This is a genomic window from Thermosipho globiformans (assembly GCF_003990895.1).
Classification (GTDB): Bacteria; Thermotogota; Thermotogae; order Thermotogales; family Fervidobacteriaceae; genus Thermosipho; species Thermosipho japonicus.
Genome location: NZ_BHXD01000026.1, coordinates 1 through 5,507, shown reverse-complemented (window position 1 = coordinate 5,507; position 5,507 = coordinate 1). Strand labels below are relative to the sequence as shown.

The window sequence follows — 5,507 nt, the reverse complement described above, 5'->3', positions numbered from 1 at the left end:
CTTGTTCACTGACACATTGTCAATATGCGGTCTCGTTTTATTCTGCTACTCCTTGTTGGAGTTGCCGTGAGTAATCTCGATAACAACATCGAGCATGGCTGGAAAGTTGGGGAAGAATATCAATATCTCGTACGTAGTCGTACTCTCACTGGACTACAGACATTATCTGATCAATACGCTGGTATTCTAATGAAAGCGACGCTAAGGATTCAATGTAACTCGCCCGACACTCTTAGAGCACAATTATTGAAGCCGCAGTATGCTCAGATACACAAGAAACTACCGGACGGTTGGGATTCTCGTATCTCTGATCAGATGTTAGAACACAAGCATCTACCGCTTTCTAACGAACCCTTCGTGATCAAATTGAAACATGGAGTCATAAGAGACTTGATCGTCAGCAAAAATGTACCAACTTGGGAAGTCAATATCATCAAAAGTATCATCAGTCAGTTCCAAGCTGATACGCAAGGAGAAAATTTGAAGGGAAATAAGAATACTCAAATCCCTGAAGATGATAATCCCTTCGCGACGTTCCGTGTCATGGAAGACTGCGTAAGTGGAAAATGTGAGGTCCTCTACGACGTTGTACCATTAACGGAGGACGTTCTCCAACATCGTCCACACATATTGCCAAAACCAGAATTACGTGGCAACGGAGAACACATTTACATAACGAAAACAAGGAACTACGACAAGTGCGAACAACGTATGGACTATTATTTTGGAATAAGTGGAAATGCAAACTGGGAATCCGATATTAGGAACAATGATAAAATCATGAAGAAATCATCAACAAGTAACATGGTTATATCTGGAAACCTCAAGAACTTTGTCATACAAACGGCAGTAACGACAACTGAAATAATCATGAAGCCCAGACTTGTAGATGACCAAGAGAGCATCGTAATAAGTAAAATGAATGTGACTCTCGTTAGCGTCAATAAAGTTTCAAGCCCGATACCAGCACCGAATAATCCTGAATCAACTGGAAATCTGGTTTACACTTACAACGATCCATTCTCAAAAACAGTACAGAGACGACTTGGACGACCTAGCGTAAGTCCCAATTCAATGTCCAATGAACTGGATTCTTCTGCCGATTCTGACGAAGACCTACGACTCATGAGGGAGAAATACGGCAAAAGCGATAAGATGAACGTTGTTAGCGACGAGGATAAAGCATTCCGGCAGATGAAGCCAACGTTACACGAAGCACCTAAAAATCCTATGCTACCATTATTCATAGGTAACAATGGCAAGGCGGTCGTGATGTCTGATAAGATCAATTCTGGTAAAATGGTAATGACGCTTGTCCAAGAAATTGCGAGCGAAATGGAAGATCCAAACGTTATGCCTGATCGAGAAACCCTAGAAAAATTCACGATTGTTTCTAGATTGATCAGTAGTATGAGTCTAGAACAGATCAATAAGGCCGAAGGAAGCTTGCATTCTGTTTGGAATGAAATTGGTTCCGACGAAACGAATCGAATGAAAAAGGAGAATGCTAGAGCTGTATTTCGTGATGCCATTGCTAATGCTGGAACTGGACCTGCTCTGATGACCATCAAACGTTGGATCGAGAAGAAGGAGATCGAAGGATGCGAAGCTGCCGATGTTTTGGCGTCCATTCCTAAGACTGCGCGAACACCTACAGCCGAATACGTGGATGCTTTCTTTTCACTGGCAAGTAATCCAGAAGTACAAAAACAAACGTGTCTCAATTCGTCGGCTGTCTTATCCTTCGCTGAACTAGTACATCGCGCTCAAGTTTCTAACAGCAGCATTTACAATCACTATCCAGTTAACGTTTTCGGCCGTTTATCCTCTAGACGAAATGACGCAGTTCTAAGAAAATACATTCCGTTCTTCGCGGAAGAATTAAAGAAAGCTATCAAGGATGGAGATAGTCCAAGGATTCAGGTGTATATTCTCGCTTTAGGTTTAACAGGACATCCAAAGATACTGAACGTTTTAGAACCCTACCTTGAAGGCAAGGAACGAGTATCGACTTACCAACGTTTTCTGATGGTTATGTCTTTGAGAAAATTATGTGAGGTTAAACCTAGCCTGGCTCGTTCTGTCTTATACAAAATCTACCTCAATACCTGGGATGTTCATCAAATTCGTTGCGCTGCTGTCAACTTAATAATGAGAACTAATCCACCGTTAGATATGCTCACGCGGATGGCACAATTCACTAATACCGACTTCAGTGGACAGGTCAATTCAGCCGTTAAATCAGCGATCGAAAGTGCAGCTAACTTGAACTATCCCGAATGGGAAGAACTAACAAGGAATGCTCGCAAAGTGCTTCATTTAATGAATACAGAATCCGATAAGTATTATTACTCAGAGAGTCACTTCACAGAAATGGAAGAAAATGATCAGCTGTCTTACAGAATGATGTTGAATTATATCGGAAGTGTAGATAACGTAATTCCATTGTCCACGCACTTTGCTTTACAACCCTCTTATAACGGCTTCCTCAGTCCTGTTTATGAATTAGATATGAGTATATCGAGCGTAAAAAGTCTATTAGAAATGTATTGGCATAAATCCGAAAAAGGAGATACTGAGGAGTCATTCGCAGAGAAAACTGCAAAAATGCTTCACATTGAATCAGACAATGTTGAGCAAGTCGAAGGAAATGTCTTCTTTAAGACGCCGTACCTTAACCGATACTTCTCTTTTGATAATCATACCATCGAAAGAATTTTACATGATATGATGTCTCCAAGACATAGTCATCATGTTAACATGAACAAATTGTTGAGTTACGACATTACCTTGAGTTTTCCTACTGAGACTGGCTTACCTTTTGTTTACTCTTTACACGTACCTACAATCAAGAAATTCAGTGTTATAAGTAAGCCAGATATGGAATCTAAATTCGATGTTCGTCTACTTGCTGCTACTAAACATCAAGGAAGAGTTGGATTCATAACGCCATTCGACCACCAAGCATTCATTTCGGGCATCGACAACAACATGCAAGTTTTCCTACCATGCAAACTAGATTTCCGTTTAAATAATGAAAAATCCAGGGTCGACGTAGCACTACAACCATTAAAACAAAATAGCAAAACCAGGCTGGTACACTTTAGCGTGATACCTTACACCTCGCAATATGAAATCCTGTCGTTGCGCCCGTTGCTTTTGGAGAAAAACACTCATAAGATAGAAGAGGAAAAACCAACGCATATTAGAATTCCGAATGATCCTAACAGCGTTTTCTCCGTAGAGGTTGAAGCCGAAAAACTTGTTGAAAAACTTCAACAATGGTTACGGAGTGAAAATAAGTGGGACGACATGGTGACGCCATCATCATTGGCCTCAGGTACATACGAAAAAATCGACGTTTATGTCAAGCCTAATCTACAAGAAAACGAAGCTGTTAAATTCACTGCCACATTAGACACTAAAGAAATTAGATCGAACAATCTTGATACAAACGATGAATCTTGGAAATCCGGCAACAAAGTACTAAAGACAAAGCACCAGGCGCTTGATAGCCCGGCTAGAAGGAAAGAATTTTTACAGGAGGTCTCTAAAGGAATAAATTCTGGAAAGGCGTACGTCATTGATGCAAGTCTGGAAATACCTGGAGTATGGCAGAGTAGTCATGCTTGTACCTTGTGTCTGGCCAGTAGTAACGACGAAAATAAATTCCGAAGTCTTTTCTACTGGTACACGAACATACCTAGTCAAGATATAACTTATCAGATGTGTGGTAACGGTCAGACAAAAAGTTCAGCAACGGCACCTTTCGATTATCAAAAAATACTTGACAGCAATCCAACGAACGAATTCAGCATTAATATTCAATCTGGAAGAACGTGCTCTGAAGACTCACTTGTCACCATCAAAGGACAGATGAAACAAAGTGAAGATTATAAAACGTATGTGCAAAGATCGACAGCAGTAAAGAGATGCAAAGAAAATATGAGCGTCAAAGATTGCCAGAAAGCTACAAAAATGGCTAACAATCTAAACGAAATAGATATGACGATTAATAAACATGGCTCTACTGGAGAATCTGATATTGGATTAGAAGAAGCTATCAATAGCAAGAAGAAATTGTTAACAGGTTTAAACGTACGAGTTAAATCTGAAATTCAGGAATATTCTGACAACAACGACAACGATATGAGGGTTCAGATAAAATTATCACCTGACATGACAAGGGCAGAAGGCACAGTATCTGCATCTGGAAAGACTTTTACTTTCTCCCATATTGATATTACTGACATGGGAATTGATAATGACGAGATGAACGAAAGTGAAGATGACATCTCATGTACAGCCTCGTGTACACTTGGAAACCACCAAGCAGTAACTTTCGACGGTAAAGTCTATCCTCTGCAACTTGGTAAATGCGCACATGTGTTATTGACCACCTTCCCAAGAAATAATCCAAGTGAACCCAATAAGAGATGGAATATTCTCGAAGATATGAAAGTGACCGTTGTTGCCCAAGAAACGGAAGATAAGAGAAAAGAACTTCAAATTTTGTTGGGTAATGACGAAATTCTGCTTCGATCGTTTGACATGGAACTCTCAGCTTTGGTTAATGGGCAAAAAGTGAAATGCTCAGAGAAACAAAGTTATCAACATGTCAGAAATGATGAAACTCTCTTTGAAATATTTGAACTTCCTGGGCCTGCTATTAAATTGATATCAGATAAATATGATATTGAATTAGTCTACGATAGAAACCATGTACAAATCGAACTCCCTCACACATATCAACAATCCATACGTGGTCTTTGTGGTGACTTCGATGGCCGATCCGAAAATGATTTCGTCACTCCAAAGAACTGCATGCTACAGAAACCAGAAGAATTTGCAGCCACGTATATCTTGAAGGAACGATGCGAAGGACCAGCTTTGAGAAATGCGAAAAAGGCAGAAAGCTCTAAATGCATGAAAAAAGTAATACGTTTCAGTGATGTGATAAGCGATAGAGAAGCTGGACGACCATATGTAAATTGGAAGCAATGGGGTTACCACAAAAAAGAAAATAAGAAACAATGCAATACCTACCGAACTCAAGTTATCTCCAAAGAAGATAAGATCTGTTTCACCACAAGGCCTGTACCAACATGTTCTAGCGGATGTAAACCTGTTGACTCAAAGCTAAAGAAATATCAACTCTATTGTTTACCGAAGAACGAATCAAGTTTAGGAATGAAAAGGAGAGTTGAACAGGGAGCTAATCCTGACTTGAGTCAACGCACTCCTTCTGGTGATGAAATGATCAATGTTCCCCTCGCATGTGTAGCTGCCTGATCAAGAAATATGCAATAAGATATATTTGTTTTTTTTTTTTTTTATTTTATAAAATAATTAATATTATCACTATTGTTATTTGCACAATGTATTATGTTTTCAATATAATATGAAATAAAAAGTAAATATGTAGACATTAAAAAAAAAAAAAAAAAAAAAAAAAAAAAAAAAAAAAAAAAAAAAAAAAAAAAAAAAAAAAAAAAAAAAAAAAAAAA

The 5,507-nt window shown here is 38.8% G+C and carries 1 protein-coding gene; it reads left to right on the top strand.

The genetic code is table 11. From position 1 onward, the window contains the following. Positions 1–66: 66 nt before the first annotated feature. On the top strand, positions 67–5,292 hold the full coding sequence (locus tag EO083_RS10240) for an open beta-sheet domain-containing protein (protein ID WP_164723717.1): 5,226 nt from the start codon (positions 67–69) through the stop codon (positions 5,290–5,292). Positions 5,293–5,507 lie beyond the last annotated feature (215 nt).